Origin of the sequence: Domibacillus sp. A3M-37, from assembly GCF_024213455.1 — a bacterium.
Lineage (GTDB): Bacteria > Bacillota > Bacilli > Bacillales > Domibacillaceae > Domibacillus > Domibacillus tundrae.
In genome coordinates, this window is record NZ_JANAVL010000008.1 from 114,203 (window position 1) to 131,018 (window position 16,816).

18 protein-coding genes are annotated in these 16,816 nt (G+C 43.7%); 14 read left to right on the forward strand and 4 right to left on the reverse strand.

What is annotated here, in order from left to right; all coding sequences use genetic code 11:
- Positions 1–36: 36 nt before the first annotated feature.
- A complete protein-coding gene (locus NLX67_RS13715) occupies positions 37–1,449 on the reverse strand; it encodes a sigma 54-interacting transcriptional regulator (RefSeq protein ID WP_254312118.1) in 1,413 nt (470 codons plus the stop codon).
- A 467-nt stretch (positions 1,450–1,916) separates the two neighbouring features.
- Between NLX67_RS13715 and NLX67_RS13720 the strand changes: the two genes are divergently transcribed.
- The 9 genes from NLX67_RS13720 to NLX67_RS13760 all read left to right on the forward strand — a co-directional run bounded on the left by NLX67_RS13720 (position 1,917) and on the right by NLX67_RS13760 (position 10,631).
- Positions 1,917–2,504 carry a UbiX family flavin prenyltransferase gene (locus tag NLX67_RS13720; protein ID WP_046179496.1) on the forward strand — a complete coding sequence of 196 codons (588 nt, stop codon included), beginning with the start codon at positions 1,917–1,919 and terminating at the stop codon, positions 2,502–2,504.
- A 93-nt stretch (positions 2,505–2,597) separates the two neighbouring features.
- Positions 2,598–3,947, forward strand: coding sequence for an MFS transporter (locus NLX67_RS13725; protein WP_254312119.1), 1,350 nt, complete (start codon positions 2,598–2,600; stop codon positions 3,945–3,947).
- A 15-nt stretch (positions 3,948–3,962) separates the two neighbouring features.
- Positions 3,963–5,420, forward strand: a complete 1,458-nt coding sequence (locus tag NLX67_RS13730; protein ID WP_254312120.1) for an aldehyde dehydrogenase family protein — start codon at positions 3,963–3,965, stop codon at positions 5,418–5,420.
- Between the two features lie 20 nt (positions 5,421–5,440).
- Positions 5,441–6,592: an iron-containing alcohol dehydrogenase gene (locus NLX67_RS13735; protein WP_046179495.1), complete on the forward strand. Its 1,152-nt coding sequence runs from the start codon at positions 5,441–5,443 to the stop codon at positions 6,590–6,592.
- A gap of 56 nt (positions 6,593–6,648) precedes the next feature.
- Complete coding sequence (locus NLX67_RS13740) at positions 6,649–7,500, forward strand: R2-like ligand-binding oxidase (protein WP_254312121.1); 852 nt, start codon at positions 6,649–6,651, stop codon at positions 7,498–7,500.
- 17 nt (positions 7,501–7,517) lie between these two features.
- Positions 7,518–8,906, forward strand: coding sequence for a UbiD family decarboxylase (locus NLX67_RS13745; RefSeq protein ID WP_254312163.1), 1,389 nt, complete (start codon positions 7,518–7,520; stop codon positions 8,904–8,906).
- Between the two features lie 51 nt (positions 8,907–8,957).
- A complete protein-coding gene (locus NLX67_RS13750) occupies positions 8,958–9,194 on the forward strand; it encodes a ferredoxin (RefSeq protein ID WP_254312122.1) in 237 nt (78 codons plus the stop codon).
- A gap of 195 nt (positions 9,195–9,389) precedes the next feature.
- Entirely contained in the window at positions 9,390–10,262 is an 873-nt protein-coding gene (locus NLX67_RS13755; RefSeq protein ID WP_254312123.1) for a DMT family transporter, read from the forward strand.
- Positions 10,263–10,430: 168 nt separating this feature from the next.
- Complete coding sequence (locus tag NLX67_RS13760; protein WP_018395257.1) at positions 10,431–10,631, forward strand: cold-shock protein; 201 nt, start codon at positions 10,431–10,433, stop codon at positions 10,629–10,631.
- Between the two features lie 217 nt (positions 10,632–10,848).
- On the opposite strand, the gene NLX67_RS13765 is transcribed toward NLX67_RS13760, so the two are convergent.
- Positions 10,849–11,955, reverse strand: coding sequence for a CAP domain-containing protein (locus NLX67_RS13765; protein WP_254312124.1), 1,107 nt, complete (start codon positions 11,953–11,955; stop codon positions 10,849–10,851).
- 184 nt (positions 11,956–12,139) lie between these two features.
- Here NLX67_RS13765 and NLX67_RS13770 point away from each other — a divergent pair, with 184 nt between their 5' ends.
- Both NLX67_RS13770 and NLX67_RS13775 read left to right on the forward strand, forming a co-directional pair.
- Positions 12,140–13,453, forward strand: a complete 1,314-nt coding sequence (locus NLX67_RS13770; RefSeq protein ID WP_046179489.1) for an NAD-dependent malic enzyme — start codon at positions 12,140–12,142, stop codon at positions 13,451–13,453.
- 175 nt (positions 13,454–13,628) lie between these two features.
- Positions 13,629–14,018 (forward strand): sporulation protein, encoded by a 390-nt coding sequence (locus NLX67_RS13775; RefSeq protein ID WP_254312125.1) that lies wholly within the window; start codon positions 13,629–13,631, stop codon positions 14,016–14,018.
- A 29-nt stretch (positions 14,019–14,047) separates the two neighbouring features.
- On the opposite strand, the gene NLX67_RS13780 is transcribed toward NLX67_RS13775, so the two are convergent.
- The gene (locus NLX67_RS13780) at positions 14,048–14,320 is read right to left on the reverse strand and encodes an acylphosphatase (RefSeq protein WP_046179487.1); all 273 of its coding nucleotides are present in this window, start codon (positions 14,318–14,320) and stop codon (positions 14,048–14,050) included.
- Positions 14,321–14,524: 204 nt separating this feature from the next.
- Here NLX67_RS13780 and NLX67_RS13785 point away from each other — a divergent pair, with 204 nt between their 5' ends.
- The 3 genes from NLX67_RS13785 (at position 14,525) to NLX67_RS13795 (ending at position 15,735) form a co-directional block, all read left to right on the forward strand.
- A complete protein-coding gene (locus NLX67_RS13785; RefSeq protein ID WP_046179486.1) occupies positions 14,525–15,136 on the forward strand; it encodes a flavin reductase family protein in 612 nt (203 codons plus the stop codon).
- 101 nt (positions 15,137–15,237) lie between these two features.
- The gene (locus NLX67_RS13790; protein ID WP_046179485.1) at positions 15,238–15,429 is read left to right on the forward strand and encodes a YwbE family protein; all 192 of its coding nucleotides are present in this window, start codon (positions 15,238–15,240) and stop codon (positions 15,427–15,429) included.
- 144 nt (positions 15,430–15,573) lie between these two features.
- Complete coding sequence (locus NLX67_RS13795; RefSeq protein ID WP_254312126.1) at positions 15,574–15,735, forward strand: hypothetical protein; 162 nt, start codon at positions 15,574–15,576, stop codon at positions 15,733–15,735.
- A gap of 83 nt (positions 15,736–15,818) precedes the next feature.
- Here the strand turns inward: NLX67_RS13795 and NLX67_RS13800 are convergent, their stop codons facing one another.
- Entirely contained in the window at positions 15,819–16,772 is a 954-nt protein-coding gene (locus NLX67_RS13800; protein ID WP_046179484.1) for an L-lactate dehydrogenase, read from the reverse strand.
- Positions 16,773–16,816 lie beyond the last annotated feature (44 nt).

Below are 16,816 nucleotides of genomic sequence, written 5' to 3' on the forward strand. Positions count from 1 at the left end.
GAAAAATTTTCAGGAGACTAGATACATATGCCGATTCTAACGTATTGCTTTGAGGGTAACACCGTACTTTTTCATTTTTTGAAAAACGGTCGTATGAGGAACACCTATGGCTGTTCCTGCTTTTCGAACCGATCCGTACTTTTTCAGCGTTCGAATCAGCGCTTCCTTTTCAAGATAGTCAAACAGGTTGTCTCCTTGCCTGAACGTGTTCCAGTGCAGGGCGAGCGTATCCATTGATTTATTCTCCTGATCTGGCGGTCCGCTTTCCGTTTTTAAACAAGTAAGTACCTGTTTGGGCAGTTGGCAGGATTCGATTACATCGCTTCGTGAGGTCAGTACAAGCCTCTCTACGATGTTTGATAATTCCCGAACATTTCCTGGGAAAGGATATGACATCAGTTGTTGAACCGCTTGTTTTGAGAACCGCTTTGTACTGTTATACTTCGCGTTGAACTCCATTAAAAAGTAGTTCAGCAGCGGAAGAATATCGTCCTTTCTTTCTCTTAATAAAGGAATCTTAATAGGCACTATATTTAAGCGATAATAAAGGTCTGTCCGGAATGTTCCTTCTTCAATCATTCTCTCTAAATTCCGGTTGGTGGCAGCGATAATACGTACGTTGACATTAATAATTTGCAGCCCGCCTACACGCATGATTTCCTGTTCTTGCAGGACACGCAGCAATTTTACCTGCATATCTAAAGGCAAGTCCCCAATTTCATCCAAGAACAGGGTGCCGCCGCTGGCCATTTCAAATATTCCCAGTTTGCCGCCTCTTTTCGCACCTGTAAATGCGCCCTGTTCATATCCGAATAATTCAGATTCCAAAAGGTGAGGGGGAATTGCTCCACAATTGACTTTCATGAACAATTCTTTTTTTCGGCAGCTGTTTTCGTGAAGCATTTTGGCAATGACTTCTTTTCCAACACCGGATGCCCCTAATAAAAGCACAGTTGAGTCTGACGGTGCCACATAGCGGACAATGTCAAATATTTCTTTCATTTTCTGGCTGTGACCAATGACTTTGCTGCTTCTTTTTGTGTTGTTCGTTTTTGGGGGGGCAGTCAATCCGTCTCGGGAGGAACCGCCGGAAAGTATCATCTGGCTTAACTCGTTATAAAAAAGCCTGTGGAGTGTATTCCGACTGATACAGCCGTGATAAATTCCGTTATTTATAACGGGAAGCAGCTGATGATTGTAGAATGGCAAAAAGTAAAGTTCTTCTGGGCCATTGATCGTACAGCAATCTTTGTCGATGTACTCTTTAATGATATTATTCGAATCGCTATTCAGTAAATCCTTTGCGTGAAGAATGCCTGAAAATGTCTGTCCAGACAAAACAGGGAGTTCATTCAAACTTGCTGCCTTCATACAGTTAATGGCTTTCCATACAGGCTCGGTTATCTGAATAACGGGCACTGTTTTTTCTACATGATCGAGCCATTTCATAAACGCGTCACCTTCTTTATCAATTTTCATGTCCAAATCAGTGAAATAAATAAAAACAAAGCGACATAAAAGTAAGCGTTATCATTAATGAAATATACCATACGAAGCAAAAGTATATATTTAAAATATTACTTATCCAATAAAATTTTATAGGTTTTCTAATATATATAGAAGCTGATCTATTTGTTTTTAAAAATTTTTTTGGAACTGCGTACGTTCCATCTGTAACGCCAGTCGTTCCATTTTAATACATGATATACCGGAAATGATTGAATTTAAAAGAAATTTTTAATTGGCATGAATTTTGCAATAACTAATGCGAGGACAGCCATTCAGGTTTGCGGGCATGAGAGGAGGAGTAAAAACAGCCAAAGTTCAGCTGTTCTAAGCGTAGAGGAAGAAGGCTGCTTCTTTAAAATTTTGCAAAACTACTTACAGTTGATAACGCTTTCAATAGGAGGGCAGAAATGAAAAAAATTGTGGTCGGTATATCAGGTGCCAGTGGAGCGATTTATGGAATCCGTTGTCTTGAAACGTTAAATAAGCTGGGAATTGAGAGTCACGTAGCTATCAGTACTGCGGCGGAAAAAACGATCGAATATGAAACAGATTACACTATGGAACAAGTTAAATCTTTATGTACGTACCTATATGACTTGAAAGACATCGGGGCAAGCATTGCAAGTGGGTCCTTCCGAGTAGACGGAATGATCGTAGCCCCTTGTTCGATCAAAACACTGTCGTCCATTGCCAATAGCTTTAATGATAATTTAATCAGCAGAGCGGCTGATGTCACGTTAAAGGAAAGAAGGAAGTTGGTATTAATGGTTCGTGAAACCCCTTTTCATTTGGGGCATTTACGGCTTATGCAGTCTGCCGCTGAAATGGGCGCTGTGATCCTGCCGCCGGTGCCCAGCTTTTATCATAAACCAGCTTCTATCGATGATATTGTCAATCAAAGTGTTGGAAAGGCGCTTGATCAATTTGGAATTGATGCGCAGCTCTTTGACCGCTGGGAAGGGCTTCCTGCAAATGAAGGGGTAAAGCATTCATAAAATGATTCAGTAAGTATGTTTCTAGTAATTATTTTTTGTTTTATACCATTAGAAGCAGATCACTACAAAAAATAAATAATAGGGGGAAATCAAATGTCAAATGATGCGATAACTCATGTAGAGCCTGTTGAACAAGGAACTATGGGAGTAACAAAAAAGCAGTTTCGATCTGCAATGCTTGCGTCGTTATTAGGGTGGTCGTTTGATCTTTATGATCTTTTCCTTCTTCTTTTTGTGGCGCCAACCATTAGCTTGCTGTTTTTTCCAACAAGCAGTCCGACGCTTTCTCTCGCTGCGGTATATGCGTCGTTTGCCGTGACACTTCTGATGAGGCCGCTCGGATCTGCCATATTTGGCTCTTATGCAGATAAAAACGGAAGAAAGAGAGCGATGATTGTTTCTGTCGTAGGGGTTGGGGTGAGTACAGCGGCTTTTGGTCTGTTGCCGACGGTGCCGCAAATCGGGTTTATGGCCGCAGTCATTTTCCTTATTTTGCGACTTGTTCAGGGTGTTTTTGTCGGCGGCGTTGTGGCATCTACACACACAATCGGAACTGAATCAGCCCCGCCTAAATATCGTGGTTTAATGTCCGGCCTTATTGGCGGTGGAGGAGCTGGCTTAGGCGCTTTGTTTGCTTCGATTACTTTTGCAGTTGTTTCAGCCTTGTTTCCCGGCGAGTCCTTTAACGAGTGGGGCTGGCGTGTCATGTTTTTTACAGGGATTTTGGGCGCTGTAGCAGGGCTTTTTGTCTTTCGATCTCTTAGCGAGTCCCCGCTATGGACACAATTGCGTGAAGAAAAGAAAGAATCGGACCAAGAGACTGTCGTCGTGCAGAAGTCGCCTGTCAAGACGCTCTTCACCAGTTATCCGCGTGTATTGCTGATAAATGTCATGATCATTGCAGGAGGCGGTTCAGCTTATTACCTGACATCTGGTTTTATCCCTACGTTCCTAAAAGTAGTAAATGAAGCTGCTCCGGAAGTTGTGTCGGGTGTATTGATTGCATCAAGTATTGTGACAATCATTTCAGCTTTATTGTTTGGCCATCTTAGTGAAGTAATCGGGAGAAAGAAAACGTTTATTCTCGTTGGAGTATTAAACATTATTGGACTTCCGTACTTTTATCTGGCTTTGGGAGATTCAGCTACTACCCTTTCTATCTATTTGAACACGATGGGCCTTGTCTTTCTTGGCAATGCCGCATATGCACCTGCTCTTATTTTTCTTAATGAGCGTTTCCCAACATCCATCCGTTCTACAGGTACCGGACTGTCGTGGAATATAGGATTTGCCATTGGCGGCATGATGCCAACGTTCGTCACATTGTCGAGTGGCACAATTGAAAACATACCTCACACGCTTATGTATTTTTCAATTGTCATTTTCGCAGTTTATCTTATTGGTGCACTCATCGTCCCTGAGACAAAAGGAAATCTGAAATAAACAGGAGGATAAATAATGGTGACAAAAATGAATCTTACAGGAAACTATATTAATGGTGAATGGCAAGAAGCGAAAACGGGGGATACGATGGAATCCGTCAATCCTGCTACTTCTGAAACAATAGGGGAATCGCAAAAATCAGGTGTGGAAGATATTAAACTGGCTATTGAAAATGCTAAAACAGCCTTTGAAAAATCCGACTGGCGTTCCAATTCAACGCGGCGTTCCGATGCTTTAATGCAATGGGCCTATAAGCTGGAAGAAAACAAAGAAGACATCGCCAAAATTCTTACGCTCGAAAATGGAAAGCCGCTGAAAGAATCACGAATCGAATTGAATGCTTGTATAGATACCCTTAAATACTTCGGCGGAATGGCACGCAGTGTATTTGGGAGATCGATAAACTTATCGGCCACTTCATACGGAATTATTGATAAAGAGCCAATCGGCGTTGTAGGGATTATTTCGCCATGGAACTGGCCGGCGATGCTGATGATTCGGGAAGCTGCCCCTGCACTCGCTGCTGGAAATGCAGTCGTGCTAAAACCGGCAAGCCGTACACCGATCGTAAGCACCGCTATTGTGAAGCTGATAGAAGATAACGAGTATTTTCCGCCTGGAATTGTCAATATTGTAACAGGTCCCGGCAGATTGATCGGGGATGAAATGACCACAAACCCGGATGTTCATGCAATCAGTTTTACTGGGGATACAAGTACTGGGAAAAATTTAATGAAAAAAGCGGCAGAAAAGGTGAAGAAGCTGGCATTGGAACTCGGTGGGAAATCTCCAAACATTTTATTTCCTGACGCGAATTTAGAGAAAGCGATTCCAGCAGTAGCAAAGTCAGCCTTTATTACGTCCGGGCAAATGTGTTTTGCGGGTTCTAGAGTACTTATTCATGAATCCATACACGAACAGGTGGTAGAAGAGCTGCGGAAAGAAGCTGAAAAATTGAAAGTAGGCAATGGAATGGATGAATCGACCGATATGGGGCCGGTCATTTCAGAAGACCAGCTTAATAATATTTTAGAATATTGTGAAATCGGCCGGCAGGATGCGAAGCTGGTAACCGGGGGAAATAGGCTGACCGGTGAAATGTATGATAATGGCTTTTTTATTGAGCCGACGATTTTTGACCAGGTTCCCATCGAATCAAAAATTGCACAGGAAGAAATTTTTGGACCTGTCCTCGTTGTTCAAGTTTTTAAAGATGAAGAAGAGGCAGTCGAACTTGCTAATGGGACAATTTTTGGATTAGCGGCCGGAGTCTGGACAAAAGATGTGAACAGAGCGATGCGTGTAGCGAAAAGAGTGCAAGCTGGAACGGTTTGGATCAACACGTATAACAAAAATTACCCGCAAACTGAATTTGGAGGCTATAAAGAGAGCGGGATTGGGCGCACAAGAGGCATCGAAGGATTACTGGAATATACCGAGACAAAACATATCAACATCGAGATTGAGGAGTAAAGGAGAGGAGGACGGTTATTATGTATTCTTCATTTGAATTTCATCTTCCGACAAAAATACATTTTGGCTTAAACAAAATTGAGCAGCTTGACCAGCAGCTTTCAAACGTTAATCGTGCCTTCATTGTAACCGATAAAGGAGTGTTGAATTCCGGTCTGGTTGAACAAGTGACAAAGATATTGGAAAAGAATGCGACAGCCTATGTTATTTATGATGAAGTGGAACCAGACCCGAGTGTTGAAACGGTTGACAAAGTGGCCGAGGTGTTTCAGCAGGAGGAAGGAGACGCTTTAATTGCGATTGGCGGCGGGAGTCCGATCGATACGGCAAAAGGTGTTCGTGTTATCGCCAGCAATGGAGGGAGTATACGAGATTATGCAGGGGTGAATCTCGTCAAACAATCATCCAGCATCCCGCTTATTGCAATACCTACCACGTCGGGTACCGGAAGTGAAGTAACCATTTTTGCCGTTTTTTCAGATTGGGAAGAAAATCGAAAGGTGACGGTAACAAGCCCGGCTCTTGCGCCGGATATAAGTATCGTTGACCCGAAAATGACAATGACTGCACCTCCGAGAATTACGGCTGCATCCGGCTTTGATGCTTACGCACATGCTGCTGAGACATTTGTTTCACGTGCATCTCAGCCTGCCAGTGATGCTCTTGCCCTTTCAGCTATGCGTACGGTGCATAAATACCTTCGTCGTGCCGTTTACAATGGGGGGGATGTAGAGGCGCGGGTTAAAATGGCGGAAGCCAGCTTACTGGCGGGGATGGCATTTAATCAGTCTTATCTTGGCTTAACGCATGCGATTGGGAGTGCGTTAAGTGGGCATGCCCATGTTAGTCACGGTGTCGCAATTGGTCTTCTGCTGCCGGCGGTGATGCGTTACAATTCGATCTCACAGCTGGATAAGCATGTGGAAATGGCCCGGGTTTTTCGTGAGGTTGACCTGTCAATGCCAGAATGGAAAAGCATAGACCAATTAATCGAAGATGTAACCCGACTGCGTAACGATGTGGGTCTGCCGCAAAGATTGCAGCAAGTAGGAGTGGAAGAAGATCAGCTTAAGGCGATTGCAGCTGATTCTATTAAAAGCGGAATGTGGAAATTTAATCCGAGGCAGGCATCAGAAGAGGAGATTTTAAATATGCTCCAGGACCTTTTTTAATAAGATTAAAAGTCGTGTGACGATTATACACATTTAACCATTAGGAGGGAATCGTGATGACGGAAAATAATACAAGCAAGAATGAAGAATTAATGCCGAGTGTAGATAAGACGACTGACGAAGTAGCTTGGGATTTATATCGTAAAGCAATTCGCTTTGGAACATGGGATCCTGCTGCGATCGATCTTAGTCAAGATAAAAAAGATTTTGAAGCGCTTGATGAGGACCTAAAAGGATACCTGATTCATTTTTGTACGGGATTTCTCGACGCTGAAGAAAATGTCGCATTAAAGTTTTGTCCATGGATTATGTTGGGCTCTTCTACAGAGCAGCAAGCATTTCTTAGTACGCAGCTGCTCGAAGAATTTAAACATACAGAATTTTTTATGCGCTATTTCAAAGAAGTCATTGGACGAGAGCGAATTCCTTCGGTAAAAAATATGGTGCAGCAAAAACTCGATGATCGTGTGAAAACAATGCTGGCGGCTCTTGAACAATCGGAGGAGGAACGTGAAGCGGCACTTGTGGAAGGGCTTACTCATTACCAGGGAATTATTGAAGGCGTTCAGGCGATGACTGGATATGATGTGTTTGAAGCGGTATACGGAAGTAAAGGGCTGTTTCCGGGATTAGGCGAAGGTTATGCCCGCATTAAAGAAGACGAAGGACGCCATGTCGGGTTTGGACTTCGAATGCTTAAGCTTTATGCGCGTAATCCTGAACACGCGAAAAGAATTCGCGCGCTATACGAAGAGTATCTTCCTCTCATTTTAGTTCGTTACGATCAGCCGGTTATTGTAGATGGCAGGGAATATCCAACGCCGCCTGAAGTACGGGGACGTGAGCGGGTAACGAAAATGTTTGAGCGCAGACTAAAAGATATATTAGGTGCAACAGCCGCTGTTTAAGGGGGAGGATTTTTGTGATGAAGGCAAAGACGTTTCGCACGTGGCTTGAGCATCTTCAGAAGACAGATCGCCTCGCAGTCATTGACCGGAAAGTTAGTTTGCAATATGAAGTCGCTATGGTGGCAAAAAAATTAGATGGAAAAAAAGCATCCTATTTTACAAATGTAGAAGAATACGATGTGCCGGTTGTTTCCGGGATTTGCTCGACGCGTGAAGATTTTGCAGAAGCATTGGGCACGGATCAGTATGGGGTTATTTCGAAGTTTTCCGAAGCTGTGGCTGCACCGGCTCCTTGCCGGCTGATAACGAAACAGGAAGCACCGGTTAAGGAAAATATTATTTTAGAGGATATTGATTTGATGAAGATGTTTCCCATTCCAGTCCATCATGACAAAGACTCGGGCAATTACATTACCGCTGGATTATTTATTGTTCGTGATCCAGTCACCCGTAAGCAGAACGTTTCGATTCATCGACTTCAAATTTCTGGAAAAAACAAGATCGGGGTTTTACTGTTGCCGCGTCATACGTTTCATTTATACAAACAGGCTGAAGAAGCAGGCAGGCCGCTTGAATGTGCCATTGCAATTGGCGTTGATCCAGTGACACTTCTTGCTTCGCAAGCAAGCACACCGTTTGGGGTGGATGAATTTGAAATCGCCAGTGCGCTTCGCGATGAACCGCTGGAATTGGTTCGATGTGAAACCGTTGATATTGATGTGCCAGCATGTGCAGAAATTGTGTTGGAAGGAAAGATCCTTCCGCATATCCGTGAACCAGAAGGACCGTTCGGCGAGTTTCCGAAGTACTATGGACCGCGTACTGACAAAGAGGTCATTGAGATTACAGCGGTCAATCACCGGAACAACCCCATTTTTTATACGATTGTCGCAGCAGGATATGAGCACCTTTTACTGGGGGGCATTCCCCGTGAAGCAAGTCTGTTTCAAAGCATTCTGCAGACGGTCCCATCCGTTAAAGCGGTGCATATGAGTCCCGGAGGCACTTGCCGCTACCATGCCATTGTTTCAATAAAAAAGCGAAATGATGGTGAAGCAAAAAATGTGATTTTAGCCGCTCTTGCCAACAGCTTCGATATTAAACATGTTGTTGTGACAGACGAAGATGTGGACATTTTCAATATGGAGGAGGTTGAATGGGCGATCGCTACCCGCTATCAGGCGGATAAAGATTTGGTTGTCATTCATGAAGCCCAGGGTTCAAAGCTGGATCCGTCCACTCGTGATGGAGTTGGATCTAAAATGGGGTTTGACTGTACGGTTCCTTTAAATAGTGAACCAATGCAATACTTGCGAATTCGAATTCCCGGGTATGATGAGTGCAGCCTGGATGAATATATAAATCCCGATAAGTCCATTCAATCTCTTCATCTGGAAAAATTTTAAATGCATGCGCATTACCTAAGTCCGTAAAACAAACAGTTAGGATGGTGGAAAATGTCAAAGTACACGATAGTCGACAAAGAAACCTGTATAGCCTGCGGTGCATGTGGTTCTGCTGCTCCAGAAATATTTGATTATGACGATGAAGGAATTTCATATGTAATATCTTACAATAATCAAGGTACTGCTCAAATCCCGGAAGAACTTCACGATGACTTGGCGGATGCATGTGACGGCTGTCCCACAGATTCGATTAAAATAGGGGATACCCCTTTTCATGTATTGAATTAGGATGTGAATAAATAAGGGTTGTAGACTGCCTGTTCCTAAGGAATAAAAGGAACAGGCAGTGTTATTGTTTTTACTGGCACTTTTTTGTCGCTCAGTCTACAATTTGTCTTTTTATACGGATGTTGGTGCATTGTTTTGTATAATAGGAGGGGGATGAACGTTTTTAGAATGATGGTATAAGGGGATAAATACATAATGAATAAAATTGTTTTCAGTCTGCTTGTTGTGCTGACGACGGGGTTAATGGGATCGGCATTTGCTATTGGGAAAATAGGACTGGCTTATTTTTCCCCGCTGCTGCTTGTTGCTCTTCGCTTCACAATCGCAGGTGTAGTTATGGCGGTTATCGTGAAAGCCTTGAAACGCCCGCACCCGCAAAAAGTAAAACAGTGGCTCCAGATGGCGGCCGTCGGCTTTTTTCAAACTGCGGCTGTGATGGGCTGCATCTTTTTAAGCTTGCGGACCATTACATCGGGTGAGTCTGCGATTTTAACCTTTACGAATCCGCTTCTTGTCGTTGTGTTCGGCACGATCTTTTTGCGGGTTCGATACCGGATTGTTCAATGGGCAGGTGTGCTGCTTGGAATGGCCGGCGTGTTTATTACGATGGGCGGCCAGCTCAATATCGAAACCGGTACGTTTTTAGGATTTATGTCAGCGGTCTCGTGGGCGATTGCCACACTGTTGATCAAATCCTGGGGGCACCGGCTTGATACATGGGTTTTGACCGCGTACCAAATGCTGTTTGGCGGCTTGTTTTTATTTGCGGCGAGCTTTTTATTTGAAGACCCGTTTATTGAAGTAAATACAGTTTCGATGGGGATATTAGTCTGGCTCGCCTTTATGGCTTCGATCGTTCAGTTTGCCGGCTGGTTTTATTTGCTCCAAACTGGCGATCCAGGGAAGACAAGTGCTTTTTTATTTTTAGCACCTTTTTTTGGCGTTTTAAGCGGCTGGATTTTGTTGGAGGAGCAGCTTCACCTTTACGTTTTAACAGGGGGGGCACTTATTTTTATCGGTATTTTCCTTGTAAATTGGCGAAGTGGTTCTTCCATAAAAAAGAAATGAAAACATTTTCTTTTTTTGAATCCCTTGCTTATTTTTAATAAAGCTGTTATGATAATAAAGAATTATTTTTGTTCGAAAAGTACAAGTGCTGTAAAGCTTATTGTCTTGATATTGCTTTGAGCAGGAATAGTATTATATTGTGCAACTGCACAACGGGAGGCAACATACATGGAACAAGGTAAAGTAAAATGGTTTAACGCAGAAAAAGGTTTTGGTTTTATCGAGCGCGAAGCTGGAGACGACGTATTCGTTCATTTCTCAGCAATTCAAGGCGAAGGCTACAAATCTCTTGACGAAGGTCAAGAAGTAACATTCGAAGTTGAACAAGGCCAACGTGGTCCACAAGCAACTAACGTACAAAAAGCATAATCCTATATAACACCGTAAAAAGGCAGTCTCGCTGAGACTGCCTTTTTGGTATGTCATTATTGGTGATAAACCAAGGTATCCTGTTCATGAGCAACGTCTTCGTATCGTGACCAGCCATCTGGTTTCGCGTCCAATCGGCCATTTTCGTGCCAACTGTCTTGTTTCATGACCAGTCACCGAATGACCAACGCCTGCCGCACTTCGTTGGCGGTCAGGCTTAATTATCAAAAAAGTTCTCTGTGAAATATGGCTGGTCTTCGTCATTCAATGCAACACCCACACCTAAATAGGCAAAATCATCGTTGACAATGTTTTTTCGGTGGCCGGCTGAGTTCATAAGACCTTCATGAGCAAAGATGCTGCTAAATTGGCCATAAGCAAGGTTTTCGCCAGCAGCCATAAAATGGGTGCCGTCTTCTTCCATTCGATCAAACGGCGATTGGCCTTCCAAGTTTGTATGATCAAAATAGGAATTTGTCGCCATGTCTATACTATGACTGCGTGCCGTTTCGCTTACGCGGTCATCCCATGTCAATACTGGCAGTCCATGGGTGACGCGTGTGGCATTGGTTACGTCAAATAGCTGATATTCAAATCCTTCCCGGAGTGCCGCGCTGTTTTCCGCATACATGCCTTTTTTCTCCGCTTCGAGATCTTCATTCAAAATTTGAATGGCTGTCACTGTGTTTTGCTCGTGCACATCATAAAAAACCGTGACAAAGCTGTTATCCATTTGGTAATAATCGTGTTCATTCGTTTCGTTTAAAATATAATAGGTCAAGCCTTTGCGCATTCTATCCATCGGATCACCAAGCTGAGCGCGTACCGTTTCTTTCGGTGTGTTCAGCGCGATGCCGACGTTTGATGAGATTAAGTCATGACTCGTATATAGGCCATTCACACGATTTTCTTCATCATAAGACACCATTAAAAAGTTTTGGTAATTTTCATGGTACGCATACCAATCAGTTCCATATTCGTTTTGAGACTGGCGTTTCGGTGCGCCGACTTCCTTTTCTACATCTGCACGCCCATCACCAATTTGTATGTTATAAACGGAAAACGTCTGGGCCTCCGGTGCGGCGAGCGCTGGTTTTTCCGCCTGCTCAACAGGATCCGGTGTAAGACCGACCAGACTTTTCACTTCACTGGTTACTTTATCAACCGAATTGATTACAATAGGGCTTTCACGGACTTCTTCCATTTGTTCATTGATAATATCCATAAACGCCAAATTCACATATGGTTCGGCATATTCTTCCCAGAGCGGCCGTGTATTAAAGGCTACAACAAGCAGCAAAACAAAATAGACTATTTTTTTCAATCATTCACACTCCGTTCTATCTTTTATTTTACCGGAAATGCACTGATTTTTCACGTAAGGGCTGTTTTGAACAAAAAATGCACCAATTCACATAGTTTTTTAAGTTTTTTAAATTTTTTATTCGGAAAATATGATTGAAAGCGCTATGATAGAGAGAGAGACTTTTAATGGAGGTACATATGTAATGGCATATAATAAATTAATTCGAACGTTAATGATTGAAATCCCATCCGTCCCGGGCAGCCTGGGCAAAGCAGCAACAGCGATTGGGCTAAGCGGCGGTGACATTGGGGAAGTAGAAACGATTAAAGTAGGTCCTGCTTATACGCAGCGGAATATTACCGTTCAAATTGAAAATGAAGAACAACTCGTTAATATTATCGGGAGCATTAATAAACTTGAAGGCTTCCGTGTACAGACGGTGTCAGATGAAGTGCTTCGCGCGCATGAAGGCGGCAAGGTGCAGATGAAAAGCAAGATGCCGATTCAATCACTCGCTGACTTAAGCCGCGTGTATACGCCGGGTGTGGCGGATGTGTGTAAAGTGATTGAAGCGGAACCGGAAAAAGCGAAAATTTACACCAATATCGGTAATAGTGTCGCAATCGTTACCGATGGAACAGCTATTTTAGGACTGGGTGATATTGGGCCGGTAGCAGGAATGCCGGTAATGGAAGGGAAATCGGCACTCTTTGACCAGTTAGTTGGCATCAACGGCATTCCAATTTTGCTTGATACGAAAAATCCAGATGAAATTGTGGCAACGGTCAAGCATATCGCGCCAGGATTCAGTGGTATTTTGCTTGAAGACATCGGCTCTCCTCATTGCTTTGAAGTAGAAGAGCGGCTGAAGGCAGAACTCGATATTCCGGTTATGCATGATGATCAGCACGGAACAGCGGTTGTGACGCTGGCAGCAGTTATTTCTGCTTGTAAAAGTGCTGGCGTAGATTTGAAGGAAGCCACGGTCGGACAAATTGGTCTCGGCGCGGCAGGTCTTGCGATTTGCCGTATGCTTATGGCTTACGGGGCAAAATCGGTTCTTGGTGCGGACCGGTCATCGGAAGCGAAAGAACGGTTGGAAAATTACGGCGGCACACCGATTGATGAACTTGAAGAATTGATGGGCCAGTGCGATATCGTCATTGCGACAACAGGCGTTCAAGGTTTGATCAAAAAAGAATGGGTGCGCAAAGGACAAATTATTTTGGCGCTTTCGAATCCGAGGCCGGAAATCGAGTCAGCGGACGCGCTTGCAGCCGGTGCAGCATATGCGGCAGATGGCCGCTCTGTCAACAATGTTCTCGGCTTCCCAGGTATTTTCAGAGGCGTGTTAAATGCACAGGCCGATAAAGTGACGCATCCGATGCTTGTTGCGGCAGCTGAAGCGATAGCGTCTTGTACAAAAGCAGGCGATCTTGTACCGCAGCCGCTCGATCGGACGGTTCATGAACGGGTAGCGGAAGCAGTCGAAAAAGCAGCAAGTGCGGCTAAATAAAAAACGAATTGACAAATTTAAAGAAAATCAAGTATAGTGAAAGTACAAATTAAACGTACACTCCTAAAGGGGAGTAGCTTTAACGGATTAGTCGTCATTTCAGAGTCTCAACTCTCGGCTTTTCTGGTTTATTTGTCCATACTAATCACAAACAAAAGGGTGGAGGAACATGATCATGATGTTACGAAAATATATGTCACTGTTAGGGATTGGTTCAGCTAAAATTGATTTAATTTTGCCGAAAGAAACGTACAGGCCGGGGGAACAAATTCAGGCGTGCTTTTTAATTCAAGGTGGTACAGTGGATCAGCAGATTATTCGGATTGAATGTGATCTTGTACTTGAAAATCATGCGGAAGAAACGAGCAAAATCATTGAAACACGCACGATTTTATCGACACGCACCATTGCGGCGGAAGAATTAAACAAAGTACCATTTACATTCCGTCTGCCGGAAGTTGTGCCAGTGCTGGAACGAGATGAGTCGTACCGCTTTAAAACGAAGCTGACCTTTGACCAGGGAACAGAAAGCGTCGATCAGGACTGGATTAAAATTGTTGTGTAAAGCAGCGCGTCTCTTCAGGCGCGCTGTTTTTAATACTTGATTCGGAATGACGTGTATTGTTCCATTGCTGCGGGTTCCTCTTTAATATGGTGCACCTTGGCGAAATGATTGCCTTTTTTCAGCACTGAAATAAAGGAATTGAGTTGTTCTGCTGTTCCTTCCGCTTGAATCGCGACTGATCCGTTTTCAAGGTTTTTTGTCCAGCCGGTTATTTGATGATCAGTGGCGGTCATTTGTGCAAAATAGCGAAAACCAACGCCTTGTACTTTTCCGGAAACGGTTAAATGCCGGGCTTGTTTCACACTTTTTCACTTCCTTCTTCATAGATTCGTTTGTCACTGCTCAACTAAGGGAATAAGTATCAAAGTTTGTTTGAGTGGTGCAGATGCACGAAGAAGTGTTTACAAGCGGTAAAGCAACAAAGCTGAACACGGAATTTTTTACGTTCCTGCTTTATTATAAAAAGATACAAAGAAAAAATCTATTTCAAAATAGGGGGATATAGTATGAAAAAACTTGACCCGGCGGCGTTGAGTGAACGGGAAAATTACAAGTTTTTAACCGGGAGCATTATTCCACGCCCTGTCGCGTTTGTAACCACGCTGTCTGAAAAAGGGATTTTGAATGCGGCGCCATTCAGCTATTTTAATATTGTTTCATCCAATCCGCCGATGATTTCTGTCTCCATTCAGCGTCAACACGGCAATATGAAAGATACTGCACGAAACGCGGAGGCGCAATCGTCATTTGTTGTGCATATTTCAGATGAATCGTATGTGAAGGAACTGAATGCGACAGCCAAACCGCTTCCGCCGGAGGAAAGTGAAATCAGCTTAACGAATTTAACGCCGGTAAATAGTGAGAAAATAAACGTACCGGGCATAAAAGAAGCGAAAATTCGGATGGAATGTGTACTTGAACGAAAAGTGACACTCGGCGAAACAGAGGAAGGACCGTCCTGTGACTTGCTGATCGGGCGTGTCGTTCAGTATCACATTCGGGAGGACTTGTATGAAGATGGCCGTATCGATGCAAAAGGACTTGCCCCGGTCAGCCGGCTGGCGGGGAATTTTTACGCAAAGCTGGGTGACGTATTTGAACTGAAAAGACCGACATAACCGTTTTTTTATAAGGGACGCAGCTCAAACCGTTTTCTTTCGATTATTGGGAGGAAAACCATTATACTAGTACTATCGTAAATAGAAAAAGGGGTTTTATAATGAACGGACAAAATAGAAGTGATATTAAACCAGGCATTGAAGTAAATGTAATTTTGAAAAAAGATCAGCGTACCGGAGTGAAAACTCGCGGCACCGTAAAAGATATTTTAACGAATTCCAGCTTTCACCCGCACGGGATAAAAGTACGGCTTGAAGACGGTCAAGTCGGCCGTGTGTGTGATATTTTATGAAGCTTGTTTTCCTGGGCAAAGGAACGTTTGAACCACAGGTTGTTAAAAGAGAGAATGTGAGCATCTGTGAGGCTGCTCGTAAATTGTCAGTGTAACGCCGGAGCATGGACGTTTTAAAAGAAAGACGATCAGTGTGGTCGTGTCATGTACAAAAGCTCAATTCAATATAAAAAAGCGAAAGCCTCCATTTATTTTGAGGCTTTCGCTTTTTTTGGGGGTCCAGTTCTAGGCGTCATCGAGGCCCACACGATGTGGGTCACAAAAGCGTTGCAGCAGGAAGCTGCGTTCTTAGCTTTTGTTCCATAAGCCCTTCTGGAGGCAAAAGGCGCCTCCGGCAGTGCTCGTCTTATGCTTGTCCCCGATAAACGGGCGCCTTGCGCTTTTCTGGTTTATTTCCAAAAAGGCTCTTGGACTTTTTTTATCGTATTGACACTGTGGTCAAACAATTCTTTTTCACGATCACTGAGTGGGATTTCTACTACGTCCCGAACGCCCTGGCGGTTAACAACGGCTGGTACACCAATATATACATCGTTATGGCCAAATTCGCCTTCAAGGAGGGCGGAGACGGTTAAAACGACATCCTGATTTTGCAAAATTGCCCGGGAAATGCGAGTAAGGCCCATAGCAATTCCATAGTACGTAGAGCCTTTTGCTTCTATAATTTCATATGCGGCATCCCGAACCTGCGCCGCAATTTCTTTCATTTTTTCTTCCGGATCCTCATTTTCATCTTTAGCCAGGTAATCTTTCAGCGGAATCCCGGCAACGTTGGCGCTGCTCCAGACCGCTACTTCCGTATCACCGTGTTCACCAATAATACATGCGTGGACGCTATGCGGTGCAACACCGAAGTTTTCACCGAGCAAATAACGGAAGCGGGCTGTATCCAAAATGGTGCCGGAACCGATGACACGCTCTTTCGGCAGGCCGGAAAACTTCCATGTTGCATACGTTAAAATATCAACCGGATTTGTCGCGATCAGGAAAATACCGTCAAAGCCGGAATCCATCACTTGACCGACAATATTTTTAAAGATTGCCATGTTTTTCTCAACAAGCTCAAGGCGCGTTTCCCCCGGCTTTTGGTTCGCTCCCGCACAAATGACGACAAGGGCTGCATCTGCACAGTCTTTATATTTACCAAAGCTTACTTTTGTAGAAGTAGGAGCGTATAAGACGCCGTGGTTCAAGTCCATCACATCGCCCATTGATTTTTGTTCGTTTAAATCAATTAATACAAGCTCATCGCACACGCCCTGGTTTAACATGGAAAATGCGTAGCTTGATCCAACTGCACCTGTACCGATAAGAACGACTTTGCTGCCTCTAATTTCGATCATCCTGAACACTCCTCTATTTAGTAAGTAAGATTGTTAAAATGTTA